This is a genomic window from Paenibacillus qinlingensis (genome assembly GCF_013204845.1).
Classification (GTDB): domain Bacteria; phylum Bacillota; class Bacilli; order Paenibacillales; family NBRC-103111; genus Paenibacillus_E; species Paenibacillus_E qinlingensis.
The window spans coordinates 13,994-38,246 of sequence record NZ_JABMKY010000033.1 but is presented as its reverse complement, the minus strand read 5'-3'; the positions used below and the strand labels follow the sequence as shown (position 1 = coordinate 38,246).

The following is a 24,253-nucleotide window of genomic DNA, read 5'->3' as shown; positions in this document are numbered from 1 at the left end:
TTGTCTTTTTTTGTGTTTTCCTACGTTATTTCGTTGAAAATATAGTTATTTTTTCCTAGGACTTCTGGTACAATTTTAGGGGAGAGTCATGATCGTTTAATTGTAGAATGAGGTGTCTTGTGAGTAGCCCTATTAGTAAAAAGTATCGTTCTTTTTTAGATAAAATAACAGAGGATAAGAAGGAATACAGCAAAGTATTTCTGTTATTTGCCTATTTGTTCTTCGTGGTATCAGCATCAACCATCGGACGAACGGCGGCGGATACGCTCTTCTTGAGTCGGTTCGACAATTCCTATTTATCCCTGATGTACTTGCCGCAGGCACTCGTCATGATTACGGCAGGTATCGTGTTCCAACGTTTCTCTCCGAAGGTGCGCTTAGAAACTCTCCTCAAGCTGATGATTCCATTGATTTCGACTTTCGTTCTGATATCTAGATTCGGTGTAGGGCTCGAGCTGCGCTGGGTGTTTCCTGTCATTTATATCGGATACGACGTGTTCAATTTCTTAATGATCGTCTGCTTCTGGCAGTTCGCAACATCGGTCATGGACCAACGGAAAGCGAAGCAGATGATCGGACTCGTGGGCAGCGGGGGCATTATGGGCGGGATCTTGAGCGGTTTTGGCCTGAAAGTCCTTGTACCACTTGTCGGAACGGCGAATTTAATCTATGTGTATGCCGGTTTGCAATTATTCGGCCTTGTCGCTGTGTTTGTCATCTTGCGCATGACCAAAGATCAGGGTGAATCGAAGCCAGCGCAGGCACGCAAAGCCTCATCGAAGTCAGCATCTCCCCAGCAAAAAGGTGGCCTATTCGCGAGTGTGCCGCATCTCAAATATGTCGCAATCTTAGCTGCTGCGCTTGTCGTTTCGCTAACCCTCATTGATTATCAGTTCAAAGTCATCCTGCGTGGTACCTTACAAAATGAAGCATTAGCCGGCTTTATGGGAAGCTTCTACGGCTTCTCAGGGCTGATTGCCCTCTGTGTGCAATTGTTCGTGTCAGGCCGTGTGATTACGCGATTCGGTGTGATGACGGCGCTATTAATTTTTCCAATTGCGCTCTTCGCGGGAAGTCTTGGGATTCTGGTATTGCCGATCCTTGCAATGGCGGTTGTAGTCAAAGGAAGCGATAAAGTCGTCGGTGACACGATCTACTCCTCGGTCAGCCAATTAGTGATGTTCCCCGTTCCTCCGGAATGGCGGAATAAAGCGAAGGGTTTCTTGGACGGGATTGTCCGTAATGGCGCCAAAGGACTTGCCGCTATTTGCCTTCTCCTCGTTACACGATTCGTAGCCCCTGAGAAGCTGAGTTATATCGTGTTAGTTTTGCTCGTTGTGGGGATTATTGCGGGCATTAAGGTCAAGAAAGCGTACTTGACGACGCTCCTATCCAATCTCAAAACAGGCGGCGACGACCTGCAAAAGGTAGAGCTTAACCTTATGGATTCCGCAACTCGGCAAATCTTGATTGATGCATTGAACGGTTCGGACAAGCAGCAAGCGTTGTACGCGTTCGGTCTTTTGAAAGAGACAAGCTCATTTGATTTAACGCCGCATTTGGACGGTTTACTGCGTCACGCCATACCGGAAGTTCGCTTAGAGGCCTTGGCGTATGTGGAGATGAAGGTGCCAGAAGGTTTTGAACCTGTTCTGCAGGAACTGATTGCATCTGAGCATGTACAAGTCAGAGCTAAAGCCATTATCGCCCTCTCTGCTTATGCGAAAGAAGATTATGTCGATGAGATTACTGTGTATTTGGAGGATCCTTCTGTCGAAGTTCAAGCGGCAACGATTGCTGGATTAGTCAAATACTATAGTATTGAAGGCATGTTCCGAGCAGTTGGGAAGCTGAAAAACATGATGGAAAGCGGACATGAAGAGGAACGGATCGCGATGGCCGCGTTATTTGGACAAATCCGTGTGAAAAACTTCTACAAGCCGCTGATCTCCCTTTTGCAGGATAACTCTCCGTTGGTTCGAATTCGGGCATTGGAGTCGGCAGCTATCCTGCACGTGCCTCCTTTACTTGTACCGATTATTGGTATGTTAAAAGATAGCAAAACCCGGCGCTACGCGATAGACGCGCTCGCGGCATACGACGAAGATGATGTGCTGCCACAATTGGCACCATATTTGGAGCAACAGGAAATTAGTTTGTATTTGCCTGCGGTGTTTGAAAGGATTGCAACCCAACGTGCGATGGACATGTTGTTCGCTTGTTATGAGAAGGCGCCGTACGCCTTGCGTGACCGTATTTTAGAGTCATTGCAGCGCATGAATAAGCAATTGCCTCAACCGGATAGCCGCAAAGTAGAGGCTTATATTTTCCAAGAACTTACGCTTTATGCACGGTTCGCTGAGCATGGTGCCTGCGTTGTTGGCGTAGATGATTATACAGAAATAGAGAAGATGATCGGCGAAATTCGAACGGCCATTACTCGGCGTGTATTTCTATTGCTAGCGCTTCTCAAAGATGGGCAAACCATGCAGGCCGTGTACCTGGATTGGTCGGAAGGGGACTCGCGTCAGCAGGCCAATGCCGAAGAGGTCATTGATCAGACGCTTCAAGGGACTCTGCGTACGGAGATGGCCAAATTCATGGCAGGCTCCCGTAAGCTGTCTAAGGTAGCTGCAAGCAAGGTTGAGCTGAATCTGCATTTGAGCTGGCTGGCTGAGCAAGGCGATGAATGGTTGACTCAAACGATCCAGTACCACACACTTCGGAAGTCGGATACAGTGGTGAACGTTGAACTCGCAGATCTCATGCATCGGGTACAGTTGCTTCGTCGTGTTTCGTTATTCCAAGGTCTCACGAGCCGAGACTTATCTGTTATCGCGAAGCGACTGCATAAATTGGCCGTCGAACAAGGCAATACGATCATTAGAGAGGGCGATCCAGGCGATTCCCTTATGCTGATAGATGAAGGCAGAGCTGGTGTATATCGCAACAAGCAGCTCCTCGGAGAGCTGAATCTCGGCGATTGCTTCGGTGAGATGGCCATTCTGACGAACAGTGCGCGGACAGCAACGATTAAAGCGGAAGAGAACATGGTGCTGTGGCGACTGGACTCATCTGTGTTCTACGATATGATGTTTGATCAGACGAGCATTGCTGTTGAAATGATGAAGCTGCTTTCACGCAGATTGCGCTCCGAGTTGGAGCGTGGTCAGGGGAAAGGGCAGGCTTCTGCGGTGCAGGGAGAAGAGATGGCGGACGATCAGGGGCAAGCTCTGGTGGAAGGTCGAGATCAAGATCATGGTCAAGAGCAAGGACGAGATCAAGGTCGAGATGGGGACGAAGAGGCTGCTCTTGCTCAGGTGGAGGCTGCAGCAGCGGCTGTGCAGGAGCCACAGGCTGCGACAGAATTGACGAGGGATGAAGCGATACTACGCCGGATCCTCGTCTTGCAAAAGATCGACCTGTTTGCCCATCTGGGCCCGAATGACTTCATTTGGTTAGCCCAAATGGTCGAGGAGGTTGCCTATGAGCCGGGTGAAGCGATCTGCCGCGCAGGAGACTTCGGAGATACGATGTATGGCATCATCGAGGGTAGCATCCGCGTCCACCGCGGCAGCGAGGAGTACGCGCTGCTGGGCGAAGGCGCATTCTTCGGCGAAATGGCCATCATCGACAGCGGCCCTCGATCAGCGGATTGCACAGCGAAGGACCCCGCCGTGCTGCTCCAGCTGCACCGTGACCTCGTGCTGAGCTTCTGCTTCCAGAACATCGATGTACTGCGCAGCATGATGCGAGTCATTGCGGATCGCCTGCGTGGCATGATCTAGCATTAAAAAAGGATGCCAACCGTGTTAATGGTTGGCATCCTTTTTTGTGATGGGGAAATTATATAAGCACGAATATAAACTCACTATCCCTTCAAACAATCAGCGAACCAAAAATCGAGCTCGATCCCTCGTCTAAGCACACTTCGCTATTTATCCGCATCAGACACGCTTCCGAACCCCATCCACTCTCCACTTCTCCTTTAATCAGCACATCAGACACGTCCCGATCTCTATCCAGTCTCAATTATCCTCATTCAATCAGCGCTTCAGACACAATCTCGATTCCCCAAGTCCCCACTCCCCTATCCAATCAGCGCTTCAGACACGAATAACTGGATTTTGTCCATCTAAATTAGCACTGTTTCGCGTGTTCCAGGGATTAGATGTATTTCCTACAGTTAATTTCCGGGTATTCACCGGATTTTTAGGAATCGGGGCGAATTAGCTACATGTTTTCCATTTATTTTCAATAAATATATGGAATCGGGAGAAATAACTGTAGTTTCTACAGTTAGGCCTGAGAAGGGGACTAATGCATGGCAATTTGTCGCCTAAATCTACCTGAACCGAAGAGACACCCCGAGCGAGTGCCTCTTCACTCTTCAAGATTAGCTAGTTTGACACAATAGGGGGTTGAGAAGCGCAATCGGACAATAGGTAGCACTGGGAGTTACTTAAGAGAAGAATAACTGGATTTCTTCCATCTAATTGAGCTCTATTTCACGCTTTCAAGGGATTGATGTGTTTTCTACAGTTAATTCTAAGGTTTTAGCCCGATTCCCTAAAATCGCAACCAGCAAATTCATGAGAATTACCTGTAGGTTACACAGGTAAAGGCGGGGAAGGGGATTTATCCACAGTTACTCTGTCGCCCGAGCCGAGTCCACAACAATCGAAGAGGCAATCCAAGTGATTACCTCTTCAAGCTTAGCTAGTTAGAAACCATAGGAGCTTTTGAAGCGCAAACGATCCAAGGTAGCAATAGGAGTTAGTTATGGTTCCCTACCGCCGCCGCCGCTCGCGGCGCAGCAAATAAATGAAGTACGGCGTCCCGATGACCGCCGTCATAATCCCCACGGGGACCTCCCGTGGGAGAATAATGACGCGGCCGACTAAGTCGCCGAGCAGCATGAGATCCGCGCCGATCAAGGCGGCGAGCGGGATTAACCACTGGTGCCGGCCGCCGACGAGGCTCCGCGCAATATGGGGCGCGATCAGGCCGATGAAGCCGATCGCCCCGACAGCCGACACGGAGATGCCGGCTAACGCCACTGCGAGCAGCAGCAGCCAGAAGCGCTGCCGTCCGATCCGTACGCCGAGCGCGGCGGTCATCTCGTCGCCAAGCTGAAATACGTTCAGCTTGGCGAAGTTCGCCCACACGATGGGCAACAGCACGGCAATCCACGGGAACAGGCTGTACACGTTGTTCCAGCTGCGGTTCCACAGACTGCCGGAGAGCCAAAGCAACGCCGCATTGATGTCACTGGGATGGCGGACAATCAGATACTGGATGGCAGCCTGAAAGATCGTCCCGATCGCAATGCCCACCAGGGCCAGATGGGAGGGGCGCAGGGTTAACCGGCGGCTTAACAAGAGCAGCAAGAGGAAGGCAGCGAATGCACCAATGAAAGCGGCAATCGGTAAGTAATAGCTTGGCAGCTTAGGGAATAAGAAAATGACCCCAGCGGCCATAAAACCAGCTCCTTTGGTAATCCCGATCACATCGGGGCTCGCCAAAGGGTTACGAATGACGCTTTGGAGAATTACGCCGCCGACGGCGAGTCCAAAGCCAGCCAATATAGCAACCAAAATACGAGGCAAGCGCAATTGGTGCACGATAAAGTAGGAAGGATGGTTCGCATCCGTCAGAGCTGCCCATACATCGCGATAAGGGATTCCAACCGCGCCAACATGCGCGTAGATGATCGCTAGGACAATCATCACCAAGAAAGCTATGACCAATGAAATAACGGGAATACGCAGCATTTTCAATCTAGAGGTCATCATAGTGCCCTCCGTTGCTTCAACGCTAGGTAAATGAAGAACGGAGCACCAATTAAGGAAGTGACGATCCCAACGGGTGATTCGAACGGAAAGGCAATAAATCGGCTAAGAAAATCAGCATATAACAGCAGAATTCCGCCAAGTAAAGCCGTTAATGGACCCAGAACGACCAAGTTCGTACCTACTAATGCCCGCGCAATATGCGGCACAATCAGGCAGACGAAGCCAATAGGACCACATAACGCTACTGCGGAACCGGCGAGTACAATGACGAGCAGCACACTGATGCCGCGCACGAACGTTATGCGTTGGCCAAGCCCTGTCGCAATTTCATCATCGACAAGCAGCAATTTAAACGAAGGGAGCATGAACGCAAATAGCAGCATACCTCCTACGAAAAAAGGAAGAATCACGCGGACTTCGGTCCAAGCGGCTTGACTCAAAGAGCCGACCAACCAGAAAATCATGCTGTCTGTCGCATGCTGATTAAGAATAATGACCCCTTCCGTCAACGAGGATAGGAGGAAGTGGATCGTGATGCCAGCGAGCGCAATATAGACGTATTGTTTGCTGCCCGTTCCAGCGAGCGACCAGACCAGCAAGGCACCCAGCGCTGCACCGACAAAGGCAAATGCAATCAATCCCATGTTACCTAAATGTGGCAGGAACACAAGCCCAACGACAACCGCTAAAGCTCCTCCCGCATTGATGCCGAAAATGTGAGGGGAAGCCAGCGGGTTCTTGGTCGTGAGCTGGGTGAGCAGCCCAGCAAGTCCAAGCTGCATCCCGACGATGCAAGCCATGATGGCGCGCGGTAAGCGCAGCGTTTGGATATACAAGTGAGCCTTATCGCTGCCTTGATAGGTCACAGCTTCGTACAAGGTGTGCCATGACACGGGGGATTGGCCCCATTTTAAACTAGATAATATTCCAATTAGTATCGCTATTAGACTCGCAGAAAATAGGAAGAGCAGAGGCCATTTACGGCTCTGCTTCTCAAGGTTCATGGGTTGGTTCATCGAACTACTGCCCCAGATTCTTCACGATATCGTCGAGGATTTTCTCCGACCCGATCATGCCACGGGATAAGGACCAGTCGCGTCGCTCAACAGTGAATACTTTTTTGTTAGCTACAGCATCAATTTTCTGCCACAGCGGATTCTTTTCCCATTCTTGCACGATCGTTACTTTCTCAGTCGGCATGACGAATAGGACTTTGGGATTCGCCTCAACCAATTGTTCGAGGGTAATCTGTGGATAAGCTGTCGCATTTTTGATCGGATCATTGTACCCAAGCATAGAAAGGAAGGAACCGCTGTACGCATGATCGGAGTGTGCGAAGAAGCCTTTTGGATTCACAACCGCAGGGAGAACGCTAATGTTCGATGCGGCAAGTTTCTTCTTCATCGCTTCCACTTTCGTTTGGTGCTCAGCTAAGCGTTTTTTGCCTTCTTCCACTTTACCAACGGCTTGTGCGATAATGCCCACGTTCTTCAGCATTTGATTGTAGTCCGCTTGGAAGTCATCCAATACAAGGACAGGTGCAATGCCTTTAAGCTGTGGAATCGCAGCTTTATGCTTATTAATATCCACGATAATCAGATCTGGTTTAAGGGATGAAATAAGTTCAATGTTAGGCTCGTACCGTGAACCGACGGACGTGTAAGTCTTCAGCAAAGCTTTTACGGAGTCCATCAAAAGGTCTGGGGAGCTATCGTCCGCAACACCGATCGGCTGTACGCCAAGAGAAACAAGGATGTCTGTGAATCCGAATTCCATAGCCACGATACGTTCAGGCTTCTTAGGCAATTCAACTGTTCCTACTGCATCCTGAACAGTAATCTTACCATCCGCTTTGGCAGCAGGGGTTGGGGTAGCAGCTGCTGGTGTCGTTGTTGCAGCTGATTCGGTATTCGTCGTTTTGCCACAAGCAGCAAGGCTTAGTGCAAAAACGCTGATCAGTGCGATAAGGCTAATTCGCGTAAAAAGGGATTTCATTTTAGTACTCCTCCGTGACAATGATTATTATTCTCAATGAGTATGATACCGAATAATAGTTATATAGAACATGTCCAATATGCAGATTGAACATGTCTTATTATTAGATTTTAGCGTGAATGGTGACATATTCGGAGGGGGTATACCCGGTTCTTTTCTTGAAAACTTTGCTGAAATGGAAGTAATCAACGAATCCAACGCGACTCGCAATCTCTTTGGCCAACAGATCCGTCTGCAGGAACATGATCTTAGCTTTCTCAATACGCAAGGCATATAAGTAGCTCATCAGCGTTGTTCCCGTCATCTTTTTAAACAAAACCGTAAAATACCCCACGCTCATTCCCGCACGACGGGCCAGCATAGGCAAAGTAAGCTCAAGCATGTAATGCTCGTTAATATAGGAAATCGTACCCTCAATTGATTCTGAAGCTGACTTTTTCTCATGGGTCAAATCGGATTCGTGCAGATATATAAATAGGATGCGCTCTAACATCATTCTCATTCGCATGATATGTGTCGTGTCTTCCCAGATAGTCAAAGGATCATGGTCCTGCGTTCTCCGGATAATTTCATCGAGCATATAGTGGATTTTGATTTCACTTAGGGTGGTGAGGTGTCCCTGCAAAGTCCAATGGTGATCCTCAGGCAGCATGGTATAGGTGATGATGACGTAATCGACGATCTTCGTTTTGGGTACTTGAATGGTGTAGTCACCTTGATCGGGATGACAGGCATACGCTTGCGAGCAAATGATGGGTTCATGGCCGGCGAAGTGTAGCGTGAGATGGCCTTGGCGGACGATAATGAGTTGATATTTTCTAGGTAAACTTGTAACGGCTAAGGCGGAAGAAGCCACCTGAATATGATCAATTAGCGGAACAAGCGGGATCATTTGATGGAAATTCACAGCACATGAACTCCTTTCTAAGCAGCGTAGGTCGTAGTCTCATAGTGACATAAAAGCAGGGCAGCAACAAGCCTTCGATGACAAAAAAAGCACCCCAAGTGGGGTGCCGCGCGCGATTACATCGCATACACACTTTTGCTAATGATTTCCGGTAACTCTGCACGCTGGGCTAGATATTGTTCAGGAGTGATACTGCCATTAAACAGTCGCAACTGTAGCTGCTCCGTTAGCTCCGCTAACTGGAGTTCAATGACCTTCTGTACATCAACCTGGTTAGCTTTCGCGATATCGGCTAATGAGAATCCGTTATATTGTGCTTGGTAAATGTCTTCCTCTGACGAAAGCTTCAGGACATGCAGTAAATCTTCTTTGATTGGTTTAGGATCGCGTCTACGAATATGAATCTCCACCCCTACAGATCATGTATTCTATTGTATTCAGATGAAAGCCAAGTGGAATGGGGGGATATCACAGAATTCGGAAGAGGCGAAATATAATGTTGGATTTGAATGACTATGGTACCAAAGTCTACCATCGACTCCCGCAAAGGTATCAGTAATAAACTACTCTTTAGAGCGAAGTCACATTTCGGATTAGAAGATACAATATGTATGTAAGCAGGTAAACGCAGCGACGAAGGAGGTCAGGCAGTATCAATGAAACCGTTAAAACGTAAAGTGCTAATCGTCTCATTGAGCCTATCGACTTTCCTAGTTATGGGAACAGCCTATGCGTATTCAGAGGCTAGTGCACCACTACAGATGTGGTTCAAAGCACAGTCGCTACTCAATCAGCAAACGATTGATCGTCAGCTTCAACAAGATATGGTCAAGGCTAGTCAAGCCTTGGACAAATCCAATGAGAAGTTAGTTGCAAGTGTTAGTGTTCATTTAGAGAAGGTGACAGAAGATGCAAGTTACACACTTGCACGCAGCATTGATGCTATACAGCAATCCTATTCAGATCAACTAGAACGCTCAGCGGCATCGCTTAGCAAGTCTAGTATGGCTGATTTCGATACCTATATCGATGCTTCAACTCAGCAAATGAGCAGTGATATCGAGCAATGGGCGGATGAAATGATTCAAGGACTAACAGCGGAACTAGGTGACTAGTCAGTCAGAGTGAGTAAATGGGTTCACTTTCAGGTGAGCGCAATGAACAAATATACTAATCCAAAGGGAGATTGATGAGAAATGAAAGCATTGAAAAGTAAATTAGCGATTGGTGTTATTGCAACAGGTTTAGTAGCGGGTATGGGAACAGCATTTGCAGCAACGGATGCAGGCGCACAGCTTCAAGGTTGGTACAATTCGGCTACTACAGCAGCTAAATTGGCTATTGCTGGTGATTTCGGCTCGTATTACGCTACGAAAGCAAAAGCTCTGGATGATAATGTTGACAGCGGACTAAATAAAGCTCGTGAGAACATTGCGACTACAGGAAGAGCTGAGTTAGCTGGTGTTAACAATGCAATCAATACGCAAAACGCCACGTACTTGAACCAAATTACAACGAAAGGAGCAAGTATTACAGGCAGTATTGGCGCTGAGTACGATGCTCTAGTAAATACAACTAACGCAGTAACGAATGGCAGCTTAGCAGCAATAGGGATCGCGGACTCAATCGAAATCACGAATGGTGTAAAAAACCATGAAGGTGTCTACACAAATAGATTAAATGATGGCGCTAAAACGACGAGCGATGCAGCAGTTGCAGCATTGACGGGGAAAATCGTTGAAACAAAAGCAGCGTTGGAAGCGTTATTGGCTACTGAAAAAGCTACTGCTACTGCAGAAGTGAAAGCGAATCTTGATACGAAAATTAGTGCACTTCAAACTAAGCTTGCAGAGCTGACAACTCAGCTTCAAACAGCAGCTCAAGGAAGAATCGCAGATCGTGCGGATGTACTTGAAGCAAAAGCTTTAAGCGATTTGGAAAGCATTGTTAAAAGTATTAACTAATCATGTAGCTGGGGGTTCACCTTCGTGGACCTCCGGCTTCTCTTAATGAATCAGAAGGAGCTGCACAATGAAGCGCATTCGCGGGTACAAAAAGATAGGATCGAAGCGGAAAGTCGTTGCTGGAATTGTCTCTTTAACGGTTATCCTTACGGCCTCAGCCGGGATTTCCTTTGCCGATACGGATCTTGTTGGCTCTATGACTTCGTGGTTTGCGAAGAAAACAGGGCAAGTTATGCAAAGCTTGGATGTATCCCTAAAGTCCGAGACAGAAACGCAAAAGGCATTGTTGAAGAAAGAATTGCAGCTTCGACTTGAAGCATCGGCATCTAGTTTAGATGCTTTTACAGAGGAACAGAAGCGTTCTCGCCGGGAAGTGCTAGAGCAGTACGCTCAAAGTTTGCTAGCCAAAGTGGATTTTCAATCCATGCAGGACCGCGAGCAAGTTTTAAGCAAGCTTCAAACGATTGTAGATAGCGCACAGGCGGGAATGGATGAGTTAGTGGGGAGTTATGTGCCGCCGGCACTTACCTTTGTACCCACAGTGCCTATTGTACAAAACGTGCCAACACAACAACCGTCTACTGTGACTGTCGACGTGTATGGGCAACAGCCACCACCTACTACAGTGATTGAAGTTACCTACAGCAAGTAACAACTACAGAATTTTGTCATAGAGGTGAGTAGAAGCATGGAAGAAATTGTATCAGCTATACCAGCAACGAAGAAGAATAGTGAAGTGTGGGGATGGATCCGATTTGTATTACTCCTTGGACTTGCCTTTATTCTAATCAATAATATGATCGGACTTACGAAGGTTTCGGGAAATTCAATGAACCCTTCTTTACAGAGCGGGAACATCTTACTAATGAATAAAATATCGCTGTTCTTTTCTACACCCAAATATGGCGATGTCATTGTTATCAAAGAACAACGACTAGGATTTTCTATTATTAAACGGGTGATCGGTGTTGCTGGTGACCATGTACTCATTGCGAATGGGATCATCTATGTTAATGGTAATCAACTAGCGGAACTATATACAGTAGGGAAGTCAGAAGATCTGGAAGAACAGATTGTGGCGAATGGTCATTTGTTCGTTGTGGGAGACAATCGGAATCTGGGAGAGAGTAAGGATAGTCGAGACCCCTCATTAGGTCAGGTTCAATTGCAAGATGTTAAAGGATATGCGGCCATCTCCTTATTGCCTATGCATCGTATTTCTAAGCCACTTGAATGGAAGTGACAAGAAAGATCCGACGGGGTATCCCGACGGATCTTTCTTGTTTATCGCTGAAGTTCAAACTGAACTAAACCTTTGGAGAGGGCATATAAGGCAGCTTGTGTGCGATCTGATAAATTAAGCTTAGCCAAAACTTGACTCACATGTTTCTTAACCGTGAATTCAGTGATAAATAGCGCGGTGGCAATTTCTTTATTCGAATATCCTTTGCCTAGGGCAAGCAGAACCTCAAGTTCTTTGGGGGTCAGCTCGGAAAGTATGTTATTTTGATCGGCTGAAGCATCCTCCAACAGAGAGCCCATTAAATCTGGATCGTAGTATTTACGTCCACGGGAAACGACCTCGATTGCGTATAAGAGATCTTCTGGAAAGGCCTCTTTTAAGCAGATCCCCTCGATTTGTTGGGATTGGGCTAGCTGCAGTTCACTTCGTGTGATGGATGAGGTTAGTATCATGAATTTGCAGGTATGTCCCGCACGGCGGAATTCTTGGATCGCGTCCAAACCATTGTCGCACCCTAAATTTAAATCAACAAGGATAATATCCGGGCTAAATTGTTCTAACAGAAGTAGTGCTTCTCTGGTGCTGGCTGCTTCTCCTAGAACATGTATGAGAGGGCTGGATGACACGATTGTACGAATGCCTTGTCGAACAAGCGGATGATCATCGAGGATGATGATAGTAGTCAAGCGGTTAACCTCCTATATAATGTGAATCTATGATATAGTTGTATGGTTCTAATTCCCTAGGACTTTAAGACTAAATTAGCCATCATTATATAACACATTCTTCCAAAATACCATTAAGATTACATTAAGCTTAGGAGAAGTTAGACATGTTTTTGAAAAGAAAAACGGGCTTATATGTATTCCTTGCTTTCAGGTGGGCGTTGCTGCTGATCGGGCTCTTCATGTATGCCAAAAATAATACAGTTACACCGGAGTTAGTGTTGACGGCTGTACTTTTCCAAACCATATATAGTTTTGCGCAAATTAGAAACTCTCAAAAGATAAGAGTGCTAACAGCAATACTAGATGCATGTTTTAGTCTATACTTGATTAGCCAAACGGGGGGACTTGCAAGCCCGGTTGTTGTATACAGCTTTGCTGGTTTGATTACATTCAAAAGGTTTGTAACGTGGAACGCATATTATTCCATCATACTATTGTACTCGCTGCTTGTTCCCCTGTTATTTTCCAGTGCAGTTTCATTGTCCATGTATGAGTATATGATTAAGCATTTTAACTATAGTTTTGTTGTGTTCATCTTCTTTCTTAGTATGGGTATGACTCATTACGGAATTAAGGTTGTTCGCCAAGAATATAGGAAACTCATGATGATCTATGCATCTAGTTCTTATGCGGCTTCAGCTAAGATTCAGGGCATTATCCCGTATTCGGAAGGTGTGCTGAAGAAGGTATTGGATGATCGCGAAGTCATTCTGTGCTTGGTTAGTGTAAGTGATTCAGAAAAACCTCAAAGCTGGAGACAGACGTACTATACGAATTATTTGATACAAAATAGACCGTATTCTTTCAAGGTGTATACGGACGTGCCTTCGCCGACGGGTGAGGTGTTGCCATTTTATATCGAAACGCTTAAGGATCGTCACGGAACTATCTACGGCTGGTTACTTGTGCAAGCGGGTAAGGACGAATTGACTGTTCTACATAAACTGTATATTCACTTTATTCTTATCCGATTAGAAGCTGATCAATTTGTCAAAGGGGAATTGGCGTACGCAGCAGAGACAGCCGTTGCGAAAGAACGGGATAGCATCGCGCAAAATATTCATGATGGTATCGCACAAGAGCTATTCTTTATCTCTATCCAGCTGTTTCAATTGAAACAATCCCTTCCGGCAGATACACGTGAGCAAATACTTCCTTTTGTTATAGAGGTTGAGAAGAAGGTCAAAGAGAGTCACCGCGATATTAGGCAGTTCATTATCGAGCTGAAGGATGAGAAAAGGAAAATTAATCTTCATCATGCGATAGAGAAGCTGCTGCAACGAGTGACAGAGCGCACCGAAGTAAAACCGACTTTTGAGAAGATAGGTTGGATAGCACATGAGCAGCTGCAAATCGAGGAAGCGATTTATCATTTGGTTGAAGAAGCGGCGAATAACGTCATCAAGCATGCGCAAGCCAAACAGATTTATGTGCAGATTGAGGTTACGAGTGTACAGTGGGCAGTCACAATTAGGGATGATGGGATAGGAATGACGTTATCTACAGGGAATCCAGGGGGGCGTTACGGATTGGGAGGCATGGAAAGTCGTATCAAATCCTTGAATGGCGCGATATTCTTTCACTCGGAACCTGGTAAAGGTACTACGATTACGGCTTATATTCCACGCGAGAGGAGTATGGCATATGTATAAAGTTGTCATAGCCGATGATCGGCAGCTGATTAGGGCAGGACTGCACATGTTACTTGACAGTTGTGGCTTGTACAGCGTAGCGGGAGAGGCATCTAATGGTAATGAAGCCGTATCACAATCGCTGGCCCTTGTGCCTGATTTACTTCTTACCGATCTCAAAATGCCGGGGCAATGCATCATAGAGGGTGTCCGATTATTAAAGGAGAGATTACCGAATATAAAAATTATTATTTTAACCGCATTTGACGAAAGTGAAGATATTTATCGTGCATGTAAAGCGGGAGTGGACGGATATTTGATGAAAGATACTAGTCCGGAGATCATTCTTTCTACAATTCAAGAAGTGATGAAGGGGACTTTCGTGTTTCAACCTAAGGAGAATAAGCTCTACTAGACGAGGGAGAATTTGCTATGAACATGATGCAGCGATTAAGTAGGCAACCCATTCATCAGTTATGCATGTTTATCATTGGCAGCATGGCTACATTATGCACATTGAGCGGTTTAGGTTATTGGCTGATTAGTCGAAATACAGAGTCTCACTTGTATATGATGGGATCGGCAACAGCCGCCGTATTTGGATGGGCGATGTATAGCTTGCAGCACCTGATGCCCGAACACAACCGGTACTCGAAGATGATTGCACCCGCTTTAATATTTCTGGTTATCGTTATAACCACTTTATATAATCCGTTAGCGTTGCAACAAATGTGGGTGGCGCTTATTTTTTTTCCAGTTATGCTCAGTTTGTTGGTTGAATTCAGGATTTACATGTATGGCACGCTCTTATTCTTGGTTTACTTTATTTGTTTTCAAATATTGGGCCCAAGCTTTACGTCATTTGGCGATACTTCATCTATTATCATGGCGACAACGAAAGGTGTTTATGCACTTGGTTGTATCATTCTGGGCGTTATTATTCAAATTGCCATGTATCAGCATAAACGCGATGCAGAGGCTTCTGCTTTTCAGAAACAGAAGCAGCAGGTGATTAATATGCTCCAATCCTTTATCTCGGTAGGAGAGCGGAAAACGCAGACCTCACGCAAAGAAATTGGTGAAATGAGTAAGTTGCTGAAGAAACTGGTACATGCCTATGGCGGTCTAAGTGTGCAGGAATGGGAGATTGATTTGCTTTCACTGATGCATTTTGTAAGCAGGGTGAAGTTGCCGGACTATATGTTTGAAAAAGAAGGTAAGTTATCGGAATTCGAGTACGAAGTTGTACAGGAGCATTGTTATATGGCCAGGGAACTGTGTGAAGGTATTCCGGATTTCCATGGAGTAGAGAGGGTATTCTTGTATCATCATGAAAAAATAGATGGCACCGGTTATCCATTTCGCCTAGAAGGTGCGCAAATTCCAATCCTATCGCAGATGCTTGGTATTGTAGAAATGTATCTCGCGATGACAACGCCGCGTTCCTATAGGAAGGAAACCTCGAAACAGGAGTCCTATGCGGAGATTCAAAAACTGACTAATTTGTCGTTTCGGTCAGACATTGTGGAAGCGTTCGGAAAAGTGATCGATTGAGATTGAGGAATGAACACATAATCTCCTGCCGTGGTGTGGCATATTAGTAACAGTTCTTGTTGGCAGTAACTCGCCACAACTCATCACACAAGGCAAGGAGTGCATGACATCCCTATGAAAATCTTGCGAATTCTCCTATTTTCCCTAGCTCTTATGGCGGGGCAGATAACCATGGTCTCAGCGGATGGAACCTATCATTTTGGTTTCAAAAAGAGTGTCAACGGCGGGCCGCCATCAATCGATGAAGAGGGATTCAAGGGTCTCTTGAAGCAGCGCGGCGCTGTGTTTACAGGCGATCAGTCACAAAAGGAATTGTACTTAACCTTCGATAATGGGTATGAACAGGGCTACACAGGTCGAATTCTGGATGTGCTCAAAGAGAAGCAAGTGCCGGCTATATTTTTTGTGACAGGCCACTACATTCGGACAGAACCAGAGCTGCTCAAGCGCATGGCCGCCGAGGGGCATCTGATCGGCAACCATTCATGGAGCCATCCCGATATGAGTCAGATTCCAGCGGAGCGCATTCAGAAAGAGTTGAACCAAGTGAAAGACGAGGTCGCCGCGGTGACGGGGCAAAAGGAAATGCACTATCTGCGCGCGCCGCGGGGCATTTTCAATGACCGCTCAATGGCTGTTAGCCAAGGATTGAACTACACGAATGTGTTCTGGTCCGTGGCGTATCGCGACTGGGAACCCAAGCATCAGAAGGGCTGGGAGTATGCCTACAAAAATGTGATGGCCCAGCTGCATCCAGGTGCTGTCATCCTATTGCATTCCGTATCCAGCGATAATACGGAAGCGCTCGGTAAAATCATTGACGCTGCGCGTGCGCAGGGCTACCAGTTCAAGAGCTTGGACGAGATGAAGCTTCGCACACCGTAAAAGGATAGGAAAAGATAGGAAAACCCCCTTAGCTCTTGTAGCTAAGGGGGTTTTGGTGTTGTGTAGAGAAGGGGTACCAATCTGCCGTGGCGTTTGTGAGCAGCAGATATTTGCCAACCAACCGTCGTGCAGAGAGTAGCCAGTTAATAGCTACCCCACCGTCGCACCCGAAAGTAGCTAAATACTCGTCAATCCACCGCCGAGCCGAGAGTAATCAATTATTAGCCACTCCACCGTCGCACCCGAAAGTAGCCAATACTCGCCAATCCACCGTCTCTCGAGCGCATTAACTGGATTTTATACAGCTATTTCGGTTGATTAAGCTTGAATTTTCGAAATAGATGGATTTTCTGTAGTTAAATGGGGGCATTTTTCAGAATAAGCTAAAATTAGCTTGAAATAACTGTATATTTTCCATCTACAACGCATTTCCGATGGAAAAGGCTCAAATTAACTACCTATTTTACAGTTATTTCAGTCCGAGGGCATCCGCCGCACAGGACTCAGGTCGCTTTCCCGCTCTATTCACCCCACCGACGGCAGGCATCAATTGCACCGACCGCTGCTCGCCCGAATTTACATACGCCTCACTCAGCCAAAACTAGGTTGTCTTCGTCAAGTCAGCAAGATTATTTTCAATTTTTGCTTCGGATTTCTTTTGTTCCAACCAAGTTTGGGATAGTGTTGAGATCTTTTGATCGACTAACGATTGTTTAATTGTAGCTGTTTTGTCTGCAAGTGTTGGAGTTGAAGCAGCTTTGTGATCCGTTACTTTAATCACATCGTAACCTGTTGCTGTTTGTACAGCGGAGCTTAGACCGCCAGTTTCCAAAGCAAATGCCGCGGCTTCAAACACGGGATCTCCTTGTCCGGCCGAGATATAGCCCAGATCTCCGCCTTTATCCTTCGTTGCGGCATCCGTGGAACTTTCCTTCGCTAGTGTTGCGAAATCCCCGCCGCTTTTCAACTTCGCGATAATAGCCTCAGCCTCAGCTTCCGTCGCTACAGAGATATGAGAAGCTTTCACTTGCGCAGGCACTTTTAACGACTCTAAATTTTCATCATAATATTTTTTGATTTCATCGTCAGTAACCGTGACTTGTGGCTCCAAAATCTTTTTCAGTGTCACTTGAGACTGCATGTTTTTCTTTAAATCGTCCAGTGTCATGCCGTAGTTGCTAAGTGCTTGGTTAAATTCATCCTCGGAACCATACGTTGCTTTAATCGTTTGAATCTCGTTCGTCACATCGGCGTCCGTGATCTGGATTCCAGCTTTCTTGCTCTCTTGGCTGATAAGCTCTTCCGTGATCATCGAGTCTAGCGTTTGCGCTCCGCCACTTGCTACCAACGCGTTATAGAGCTTTGTCGTGCTTATTTCTACCCCGTTGACTTTGGCAACGGCTTTCTCATCGTTATTTTTAGAGACAGGTGGGAATACCGAAGCATAAGCAATCAAGATGACCAAAAGGGCGGATGATGTCCACACCCATGTGCGATTATTTTTTGAATTCATGTATATACGTCCTCTCGTGATGTGGCTGTTAGTGTCGTTCTCGTTCTGTAACCCATTATGCCTGACCAAGCTGAAAGAAGTATGAGTGCAAGCTGAATGTGAGCTTAATACCTGGTAGTGCGCATTAATACATTGTACACAATTTAATTGTTGACAAAACAAGTGGCGATTGATATGATTCTCTCATAAGGTTTGTTACAAATTAAATTGTATGCAACATGAATTCGCGACATCAGCACTACGTTATATAAAAGGAGGAATTCCTATGCATCACAAAGCGATCATTATCGGAACAGGACCTGCGGGATTAACCGCAGCCATCTACTTAGCAAGAGCGAACATCTCACCGCTTGTTATAGAGGGCATACAGCCGGGTGGTCAACTGACCACAACAACAGAAGTCGATAACTTCCCAGGTTTCCCTGATGGGATTACAGGACCTGAGCTGATGGATAACATGCGGAAACAAGCGCTTCGCTTTGGGGCCACGATTCAGTCGGGGCGCGTTACCGAGGTGGACTTTTCCAAACGTCCATTTACCTTATTCCTCGAGGATGGCGGGCAATTGACAGCGGACTCGCTAATTATTTCAACAGGTGCAACAGCTAAGAAATTAGGGATACCTGGTGAAGCTGACAATATCGGCAAAGGGGTAAGTACCTGCGCAACGTGTGACGGATTTTTCTTCAGGAATAAAAAAATCATCGTTATCGGCGGCGGTGACACAGCAATGGAGGAGGCACAGTTTCTAACTCGATTCGCTTCCGAAGTACGTGTGGTTCATCGCAGAGATGATCTCAAAGCTTCGAAAATCATGCAGGATCACGCTCGTGGCAATAGCAAAGTAGCTTGGAGCTTGAATCGTACACCACTTGAAGTGGTGGCAGGGCCGATGGGTGTGACAGGACTGAAAGTCCACAATAACGCTACAGGTGAAGAAGAATTACTGGAGGCTGACGGGATTTTCCTAGCAATCGGGCATACCCCGAACACGAGTTTCTTAGGTGGACAGCTGCCAACCGATGAGCTCGGCTACTTGCAAGTGATCCCAGGTACGTCCCAGACGTCGATCCCAGGGGTGTTCGCTTGTGGCGATGTACAAGATCGGATCTATCGTCAAGCGATTACTTCAGCAGGAAGTGGCTGTATGGCCGCGCTTGATGCCGAACGTTTTATTTCTGAGCATGCTTCACAAGAACAAGAACTAGCACTTCAAGGAGGAATGAGCAATGTCCGTTAATCATATATCTGATGCTACTTTTCAAAATGAAACAAGTACCGGTACTGTCCTTGTCGATTTCTGGGCGCCATGGTGCGGCCCTTGTAAAATGATCGCTCCAATCCTAGATGAACTCTCGGCCGAACTCGGTGACAATGCGAAAATCGTTAAAATCAACGTCGATGATAACCCAGAATCCGCTGCAAAGTACAACGTGATGAGCATCCCGACCTTACTTGTTTTTAAAGATGGGCAAGTGGTTGATCAGCTGGTTGGGTTGCAGAGCAAAGAGAAATTGAAAGCTGTTATTGCAGCGGTATAAGTTAGGCTGTATCTCATAAATCGCAGTAAAAATACGAAAACAAACCATTCGCATATACCTTAGGAGGAATACCATATGACACAGACACACTTACAAGAACGCACAGGCGTCGCTACCCTTGGAGGCAACCCTATCACTTTACTGGGACCACAAATCAAAGTAGGGGATCAAGCACCAGATTTTAAAGTGAATAAGGACTTGATGACCGAAGTGAGCCTGGCGGATTATGCGGGTAAAGTGAAGCTCATTTCCGTTGTGCCATCCGTCGATACGGGGACATGTGACGCTCAGACACGCCGCTTCAATGTGGAAGCCGACAAACTTGGTGACGATGTCGTTATTTTGACGATTTCGGTGGATCTGCCTTTTGCACAAAGCCGTTTCTGCGGAGCTGCTGGGATTGATAAAGTCGTCACCCTTTCCGACTACAAAAACCGTTCATTCGGGCAAGCATACGGCGTGCTTATCAAAGAGATCCAGTTGGATCAGCGTGCGATTTTCATCGTGGATGCGAATGATACGGTTCGCTATGTGGAGTATTTGACTGAAATGAGTAACCATCCGAATTATGAGGCAGCTTTGGAGGCATTGAGAACGTTAGTATAATATGTCGATGTGAAATGTCGAGATGAAAGAAAGAGCAGTCATCCCTTGTGGGATGGCTGCTCTTTGGTTTTGGAGGTAACTGTGCGCGAGGACATCAGCAGGGCCAGTGGAGGTATGCTAGCGCTCAAAAATTGTGCGCAAGGGCATCGGCCGGTCCAGCCGCGGCATGCTAGCGCACAAAAAATGTGCGCAGGGACATTGGCCGGTCCAGCCGCGGCACGCTAGCGCACAAAAATTGTGCGCAGGGACATCGGCTGGGCCAGTGGAGGTATGCTAGCGCACAAAAATTGTGCGCAAGGGCATTGGCCGGTCCAGCCGCGGCATGCTAGCGCACAAAAAATGTGCGCAAGGGCATCAGCCGGCAGTGGCGGTATGCTAACGCACAAAAATTGTGCGCAGGAACATTGGCCGGTCCAGCGGCGGCACGCTAGCGCACAAAAGTACAAAAGAATGTTGTAGGATGTACAACATTCTTTTGTTTGAAGCCTCATGTAGCAGGGGAATGTTGTATGCCATACAACATTCGAGTCGCATGAGGCAGGGAGCAACAGCCGCTACCGCCGCGCCAGCGCGATCTCGCGGCTGCCCTTGACCATGCCCGCGCCGCAGAGCGGGCACGCCTTCGCCGCGAGTCGTGCCTCCTGCGGCGAAGAGATCCGCGACCAGGCTTTGCAGCCGGTCGCGCTGCACAACCACGCCGCGACCCGCTCGGTCGCGGTCGCAGCAGCCCCAGCCACGGCTCCGCCAGTGGCTGCCCGCCCGCCAGTCGCAGCTCCGCTCGCGACTGAACGCCCGGCCGCAGCTCCGCCAGCGGCCGTAAACCCGCCAGCCGGCTTGCTGCGGCTGGTAACAACCCCTGCGTCCGCGCCAGGGAACGCGGACAGCAAGAAGCGGGAAGGCTCCGCCTTCTTCCCGCGGTAGAACGCCGGCGAGCTGATCAGCAGCTCGCCTTTCGCTCTTGTCACGGCGACATAGGCCAGTCGCCGTTCTTCCTCGAGCGCGGCAGCCGTCTTATCCCGCGCAACGACGCCCGCCATTTTGACATCGTCCAAATGGCTTGCATCGAGTGCCGAGCTATGCGGCATATTGCCTTCAATCGCACAGAGCAGGTACACGACCGGGAACTCGAGTCCCTTCGATTTATGAATCGTCATCAGCGAAATTTTATCCGCGAATTGTTGTTTGCTTTGGGTCCGCATTTCTGTGCGTTTTTCTGCTACTTCATGGATAAAATAAAGGAACTGCTCAACCGTATTGAACCGCTTGGCAGAGGACTCCAGCTCATCCAGTGTTTCTTTCAGCATTTCACGATGTTGTGTGAGCTTGCTGCGCTTATTCGTCTCAAGGAACGTATCATAGAAATCTTTGCGAATCGCCTGAATGGCTGCGAGTGGCGTCATGTCCACGAGGGATTTAATCAAACGAATGCGGGCTTTCAGCTTTTCTTTCTGAAATTCCTTTAACTGTGGGAGCCCCAGCAGATGAATTAAAGGCCACTTTTTCGCCTGAATCGCTTCTTGATCTTGAATAATACGCATGCCTTGGTCTCGTCCAATATATAATGAGGGGAGGACGCCTTCGATGGCTTCGAAATTCCTCCGCTCATGCGCAATCCGCAAATGGTCAATAATCGGCTTCACCATCCACTGCTCGTAGAACGAATCATTGGTTCCATAATCCACAAAAGGAAGGTTATGCAGAATGAGTTGCTCAATAATAGCCCGACTGTTGCTCGCTGTTCGATACAAAATCGCGAAATCCCCATATTGGCTGCCACCTTCAGCAACTTTAAGCCGTATATCGTCGATTAACCAGTCGGCCTCGTCATCACTATTCGCAGGTTTCACATAATGCGGTTTGTGGGTACTTTCTTTTGTAGCTAGGAGCGTTTTCGATTTCCGCTGTACATTGTGTTTAATAATCGCATTGCCTAAGCCCACAATACTCGACGTAGACCGATAGTTGATATCCAATGTGACTGTTGTTGCTGTGGGGTACTCTTCATGGAATTGCAAAATAAATTCATTTCTCGCCCCATTGAACGAGTAAATCGTCTGGTCATCGTCACCAACAACCATCAGATTCTGATGAACGGCCGCAATCATTTTAATAATTTCATACTGAACCGTATTCGTATCTTGGAACTCATCGACGCTGATGTACGTAAATTTACGCTGCATGGAGCGGAGAATATCGGGATTCTGGAGGAGCAGTTGGTACGCTTTGATCAAAATATCATCGAAATCTATCTTTTGTTGTTCCATTTTCCATTGTTCATATTGTAAGAAGATTTTCTTTACTTCCCGTTCCTCCTCGGTGCCTTCAGGAAGATCTTCGACCTCGATGAGCTGCATCCTGTAGGAGGAAAGAAGTGAAATAAGCACCTCTGGCTGATACGTATCCTGCAAGCCCATACTAAGCATGATTCGCTTGAAAACGATTTGCTGAAAGCGGCCATCGCTTAGAATCTCCTGTTGCAGCCCGTTCATCCGCAGGACTCGCAGACAAAAAGCATGAAACGTCCGCACCTGCATCACACCCGCCATGCTTGCATGAAGACCGGGCATTGTCGTGAGACGTTCCCGCATTTCTTCAGCGGCTTTTTTGGAAAACGTAATAAGCAGCAGATTCGCAGGCTGTACCTGATGGACACGAAGTAAGTAGGCGACACGACACACAAGTACCGTCGTTTTCCCAGAACCTGCACCAGCAAGCGTGAGTAGAGGCCCCTTGAAGTGTCTGACAGCCTTGATCTGAGCTTCATTGAGCAGGATACCGTGCTCCTCTAAGTCGCGGAAGAAGTAGCTATCCGAATCACCATCGGGTACGAGCTTCGTGCTATTCGTAAGAAGCGCCATTTGGGCATGCGGAATTGGACGTTCTATCGTTGGTTTAAAGCCTAACGGCGTTGTATACATAGGAATGGAATTCATGTGACCACCTGTTTCATAACAATGTTTCTTGCAAGACTGAACCACCTATTTTACCACAATTATAGCCGTATGAAAGGAAAAATAGCCGTATGGTTAAATCTTACGTTAAATTGTTATGGGGGCAGTTCAATGAACACGATGCCACCGGGCTGGCTGCGCAGTGCGCTTACTATTTTCTGCTCTCCCTTTTTCCATTACTGCTGTTCGTAATGAGCTTACTTGGCTACTTGCCGTTCTCCTCCGACGATGTCGTTGGCTTGATTCGGGAGTACATTCCGGGTGCTGTGGCAGGGTGGCTCGAGGAAACACTCAGTAACCTGCTCAATGTCAAAAGAGGCGGCACACTCTCCTTCGGTATAATCTTGGCCTTAGTGAGTGCCAGCGCGGCGATGAATGCTATTGTTCGGGCTGTTAACAAAGCGTACGGCTTGCCAGCTCGTAAAAGCTTCATTCACTCTCGCTTTTTAGCGATCATGCTGACGTTAGGGATGTTAGTCGTGATCATCTCGGCGCTGTTGCTCAGCGTATTCGGTCACTGGATCGGGGATTGGCTGGCGGAGCACGTCCATGTGGCGGCTTCCCATATTGAGCTGTGGAATCATTTTCGCTGGATTATTAACTTCGTCATCATTTTTGTCGTATTCATCGGTATTTACTACATCGCACCCAACACTTGTTTGACGTGTAAAAGCGTACTGCCCGGCGCCTTATTCGCCGCCATCGGATGGCAAGGAACGTCGCTAGCATTCTCCTTTTATGTCAACAGCTTCACCAACTACAGCGCGACGTATGGCAGTATTGGCGGGATCATCGTCCTGATGACTTGGTTTTATATCTCAGCGCTAATTATCATTATCGGCGGCGAAATTAATGCCTTGCGCCATGTGAAAAATATACACAAGGCCAATGCGGCCCTCGATAAGACAGAAAAGAACCGGATCTGAGTTCATCAGAAACG

At 47.2% G+C, this 24,253-nt stretch carries 21 protein-coding genes; 13 read left to right on the top strand and 8 right to left on the bottom strand.

The window, feature by feature from the left end:
* The first annotated feature begins 119 nt into the window (after window positions 1–119).
* Window positions 120–3,788, top strand: coding sequence for an Npt1/Npt2 family nucleotide transporter (locus HQN88_RS34150; RefSeq protein WP_173120685.1), 3,669 nt, complete (start codon window positions 120–122; stop codon window positions 3,786–3,788).
* Window positions 3,789–4,790: 1,002 nt separating this feature from the next.
* Here the strand turns inward: HQN88_RS34150 and HQN88_RS34145 are convergent.
* The 5 genes from HQN88_RS34145 to HQN88_RS34125 all read right to left on the bottom strand — a co-directional run bounded on the left by HQN88_RS34145 (window position 4,791) and on the right by HQN88_RS34125 (window position 9,107).
* A complete protein-coding gene (locus HQN88_RS34145; RefSeq protein ID WP_173120683.1) occupies window positions 4,791–5,795 on the bottom strand; it encodes a FecCD family ABC transporter permease in 1,005 nt (334 codons plus the stop codon).
* Window positions 5,792–6,811, bottom strand: coding sequence for a FecCD family ABC transporter permease (locus tag HQN88_RS34140; RefSeq protein ID WP_173120681.1), 1,020 nt, complete (start codon window positions 6,809–6,811; stop codon window positions 5,792–5,794). The genes HQN88_RS34145 and HQN88_RS34140 overlap by 4 nt, the downstream gene beginning before the upstream one ends.
* Before the next feature lie 4 nt (window positions 6,812–6,815).
* Window positions 6,816–7,790 carry an ABC transporter substrate-binding protein gene (locus tag HQN88_RS34135; RefSeq protein ID WP_173120679.1) on the bottom strand — a complete coding sequence of 325 codons (975 nt, stop codon included), beginning with the start codon at window positions 7,788–7,790 and terminating at the stop codon, window positions 6,816–6,818.
* A gap of 103 nt (window positions 7,791–7,893) precedes the next feature.
* Entirely contained in the window at window positions 7,894–8,697 is an 804-nt protein-coding gene (locus tag HQN88_RS34130; RefSeq protein ID WP_274318799.1) for a helix-turn-helix transcriptional regulator, read from the bottom strand.
* Between the two features lie 116 nt (window positions 8,698–8,813).
* The gene (locus HQN88_RS34125) at window positions 8,814–9,107 is read right to left on the bottom strand and encodes a hypothetical protein (protein WP_173120677.1); all 294 of its coding nucleotides are present in this window, start codon (window positions 9,105–9,107) and stop codon (window positions 8,814–8,816) included.
* Between the two features lie 246 nt (window positions 9,108–9,353).
* Here HQN88_RS34125 and HQN88_RS34120 point away from each other — a divergent pair, with 246 nt between their 5' ends.
* From HQN88_RS34120 to lepB, 4 genes are all read left to right on the top strand, one after another.
* Complete coding sequence (locus HQN88_RS34120; RefSeq protein ID WP_173120675.1) at window positions 9,354–9,812, top strand: hypothetical protein; 459 nt, start codon at window positions 9,354–9,356, stop codon at window positions 9,810–9,812.
* Between the two features lie 81 nt (window positions 9,813–9,893).
* Window positions 9,894–10,661, top strand: a complete 768-nt coding sequence (locus HQN88_RS34115) for a hypothetical protein (RefSeq protein ID WP_173120673.1) — start codon at window positions 9,894–9,896, stop codon at window positions 10,659–10,661.
* A 67-nt stretch (window positions 10,662–10,728) separates the two neighbouring features.
* A complete protein-coding gene (locus tag HQN88_RS34110; protein ID WP_173120671.1) occupies window positions 10,729–11,313 on the top strand; it encodes a hypothetical protein in 585 nt (194 codons plus the stop codon).
* Between the two features lie 36 nt (window positions 11,314–11,349).
* Window positions 11,350–11,904, top strand: a complete 555-nt coding sequence (lepB, locus tag HQN88_RS34105) for a signal peptidase I (RefSeq protein WP_173120669.1) — start codon at window positions 11,350–11,352, stop codon at window positions 11,902–11,904.
* A gap of 41 nt (window positions 11,905–11,945) precedes the next feature.
* Here lepB and HQN88_RS34100 read toward each other — a convergent pair whose 3' ends face one another.
* Window positions 11,946–12,590 (bottom strand): LuxR C-terminal-related transcriptional regulator, encoded by a 645-nt coding sequence (locus HQN88_RS34100; RefSeq protein ID WP_216855918.1) that lies wholly within the window; start codon window positions 12,588–12,590, stop codon window positions 11,946–11,948.
* A gap of 146 nt (window positions 12,591–12,736) precedes the next feature.
* On the opposite strand from HQN88_RS34100, the gene HQN88_RS34095 reads away from it, so the two are divergent.
* From HQN88_RS34095 to pdaA, 4 genes are all read left to right on the top strand, one after another.
* On the top strand, window positions 12,737–14,284 hold the full coding sequence (locus tag HQN88_RS34095; protein ID WP_173120667.1) for a sensor histidine kinase: 1,548 nt from the start codon (window positions 12,737–12,739) through the stop codon (window positions 14,282–14,284).
* A complete protein-coding gene (locus tag HQN88_RS34090) occupies window positions 14,277–14,678 on the top strand; it encodes a response regulator (protein WP_173120665.1) in 402 nt (133 codons plus the stop codon). Before HQN88_RS34095 ends, HQN88_RS34090 begins: the two co-directional genes overlap by 8 nt.
* Before the next feature lie 17 nt (window positions 14,679–14,695).
* The gene (locus tag HQN88_RS34085) at window positions 14,696–15,817 is read left to right on the top strand and encodes an HD-GYP domain-containing protein (protein ID WP_173120663.1); all 1,122 of its coding nucleotides are present in this window, start codon (window positions 14,696–14,698) and stop codon (window positions 15,815–15,817) included.
* A 114-nt stretch (window positions 15,818–15,931) separates the two neighbouring features.
* Entirely contained in the window at window positions 15,932–16,702 is a 771-nt protein-coding gene (gene pdaA / locus HQN88_RS34080; RefSeq protein WP_173120661.1) for a delta-lactam-biosynthetic de-N-acetylase, read from the top strand.
* 601 nt (window positions 16,703–17,303) lie between these two features.
* Here pdaA and HQN88_RS34075 read toward each other — a convergent pair.
* The gene (locus tag HQN88_RS34075) at window positions 17,304–18,215 is read right to left on the bottom strand and encodes a peptidylprolyl isomerase (RefSeq protein WP_173120659.1); all 912 of its coding nucleotides are present in this window, start codon (window positions 18,213–18,215) and stop codon (window positions 17,304–17,306) included.
* Between the two features lie 265 nt (window positions 18,216–18,480).
* Between HQN88_RS34075 and trxB the strand changes: the two genes are divergently transcribed.
* From trxB to tpx, 3 genes are all read left to right on the top strand, one after another.
* Window positions 18,481–19,455 carry a thioredoxin-disulfide reductase gene (gene trxB, locus HQN88_RS34070; RefSeq protein ID WP_173120658.1) on the top strand — a complete coding sequence of 325 codons (975 nt, stop codon included), beginning with the start codon at window positions 18,481–18,483 and terminating at the stop codon, window positions 19,453–19,455.
* Entirely contained in the window at window positions 19,445–19,756 is a 312-nt protein-coding gene (gene trxA, locus HQN88_RS34065) for a thioredoxin (RefSeq protein WP_173120657.1), read from the top strand. The genes trxB and trxA overlap by 11 nt, the downstream gene beginning before the upstream one ends.
* A 75-nt stretch (window positions 19,757–19,831) precedes the next feature.
* Window positions 19,832–20,362, top strand: a complete 531-nt coding sequence (gene tpx, locus HQN88_RS34060; protein ID WP_173120656.1) for a thiol peroxidase — start codon at window positions 19,832–19,834, stop codon at window positions 20,360–20,362.
* 554 nt (window positions 20,363–20,916) lie between these two features.
* On the opposite strand, the gene HQN88_RS34055 is transcribed toward tpx, so the two are convergent.
* Window positions 20,917–23,295: a UvrD-helicase domain-containing protein gene (locus tag HQN88_RS34055; protein ID WP_173120655.1), complete on the bottom strand. Its 2,379-nt coding sequence runs from the start codon at window positions 23,293–23,295 to the stop codon at window positions 20,917–20,919.
* 89 nt (window positions 23,296–23,384) lie between these two features.
* On the opposite strand from HQN88_RS34055, the gene HQN88_RS34050 reads away from it, so the two are divergent.
* Window positions 23,385–24,239: a YihY/virulence factor BrkB family protein gene (locus tag HQN88_RS34050; protein WP_173120654.1), complete on the top strand. Its 855-nt coding sequence runs from the start codon at window positions 23,385–23,387 to the stop codon at window positions 24,237–24,239.
* Window positions 24,240–24,253: the final 14 nt, after the last annotated feature.

Bases quoted from the DNA above. Each gene is read 5' to 3' on its own strand.
- HQN88_RS34050 (WP_173120654.1), top strand. From the start codon at position 23,385: ATGGTTAAATCTTACGTTAAATTGTTATGGGGGCAGTTCAATGAACAC.
- HQN88_RS34085 (WP_173120663.1), top strand. From the start codon at position 14,696: ATGAACATGATGCAGCGATTAAGTAGGCAACCCATTCATCAGTTATGC.
- HQN88_RS34055 (WP_173120655.1), bottom strand. From the start codon at position 23,295: ATGAATTCCATTCCTATGTATACAACGCCGTTAGGCTTTAAACCAACG.
- HQN88_RS34135 (WP_173120679.1), bottom strand. From the start codon at position 7,790: ATGAAATCCCTTTTTACGCGAATTAGCCTTATCGCACTGATCAGCGTT.
- pdaA (WP_173120661.1), top strand. From the start codon at position 15,932: ATGAAAATCTTGCGAATTCTCCTATTTTCCCTAGCTCTTATGGCGGGG.
- HQN88_RS34140 (WP_173120681.1), bottom strand. From the start codon at position 6,811: ATGAACCAACCCATGAACCTTGAGAAGCAGAGCCGTAAATGGCCTCTG.
- HQN88_RS34075 (WP_173120659.1), bottom strand. From the start codon at position 18,215: ATGAATTCAAAAAATAATCGCACATGGGTGTGGACATCATCCGCCCTT.
- tpx (WP_173120656.1), top strand. From the start codon at position 19,832: ATGACACAGACACACTTACAAGAACGCACAGGCGTCGCTACCCTTGGA.
- HQN88_RS34120 (WP_173120675.1), top strand. From the start codon at position 9,354: ATGAAACCGTTAAAACGTAAAGTGCTAATCGTCTCATTGAGCCTATCG.
- trxA (WP_173120657.1), top strand. From the start codon at position 19,445: ATGTCCGTTAATCATATATCTGATGCTACTTTTCAAAATGAAACAAGT.
- HQN88_RS34110 (WP_173120671.1), top strand. From the start codon at position 10,729: ATGAAGCGCATTCGCGGGTACAAAAAGATAGGATCGAAGCGGAAAGTC.
- HQN88_RS34090 (WP_173120665.1), top strand. From the start codon at position 14,277: ATGTATAAAGTTGTCATAGCCGATGATCGGCAGCTGATTAGGGCAGGA.
- HQN88_RS34145 (WP_173120683.1), bottom strand. From the start codon at position 5,795: ATGATGACCTCTAGATTGAAAATGCTGCGTATTCCCGTTATTTCATTG.
- trxB (WP_173120658.1), top strand. From the start codon at position 18,481: ATGCATCACAAAGCGATCATTATCGGAACAGGACCTGCGGGATTAACC.
- HQN88_RS34095 (WP_173120667.1), top strand. From the start codon at position 12,737: ATGTTTTTGAAAAGAAAAACGGGCTTATATGTATTCCTTGCTTTCAGG.
- HQN88_RS34115 (WP_173120673.1), top strand. From the start codon at position 9,894: ATGAAAGCATTGAAAAGTAAATTAGCGATTGGTGTTATTGCAACAGGT.
- lepB (WP_173120669.1), top strand. From the start codon at position 11,350: ATGGAAGAAATTGTATCAGCTATACCAGCAACGAAGAAGAATAGTGAA.